The sequence below is a fragment of the Fulvivirga lutimaris genome (assembly GCF_009711525.1).
In the GTDB taxonomy this organism is placed as follows: Bacteria; Bacteroidota; Bacteroidia; order Cytophagales; family Cyclobacteriaceae; genus Fulvivirga; species Fulvivirga lutimaris.
In genome coordinates, this window is sequence record NZ_SMLV01000116.1 from 1 (window position 1) to 630 (window position 630).

The 630-nt window shown below is 39.8% G+C and carries 1 protein-coding gene; it reads right to left on the bottom strand.

The genetic code is table 11. The annotated features are described in order from the left end of the window. The coding region (locus E1140_RS00550) for a choice-of-anchor D domain-containing protein (RefSeq protein ID WP_221412595.1) at positions 1-630 on the bottom strand (630 nt) is incomplete at both ends.

Below are 630 nucleotides of genomic sequence, written 5' to 3' on the forward strand. Positions count from 1 at the left end.
TACCTGCTTGAGAAGCAGTGATTTCAGTAGAGCCAGCGCCTACTACAGTCACGATATTACCTGAAACTGTAGCGACCGAAACATCTGAACTTGTATAGGTAACTGCAAGACCTGAGCTTGCAGTAGCACTTAAATCAAAATCAGCATTCCCAACTGTTTTGGCTGCTAAGGCATCGAAAGTGATGCTTTGGCTTAGCCTTACTCCCGTACCCAATAGATTAATAGTATAAGTTGCCTCATCTATATCATTACTGGTAATGGTCATTTTGGCAGTCTTAACTCCTCCACTTGTAGGAGAGAACGTGACAGTAAACGTATTATTGCTGCTTGCTACAATGGGAGAAGTAACATTTGTTTGAACTACTGAAAACTGATCTGCATTTGTACCATTTAACACAACATAAGCACCAGATGAACCTGCCAGAAACAAGTCTCCAACTCCTGTGTTTTCGATACTAAAAACAATATCTGATGAAATGCCATTCACATCAATGTTTCCAAAGTCATATTCACCAGAGGAAGCTATGGTAGTACTGCCTGTTTTGATATTAATTTCTGGTGGATTATTAAAAAAATAAGCAGAGCCGGCACCAGAGATGAAATTTTCACCTGATGCATCTTCCTCTTCAT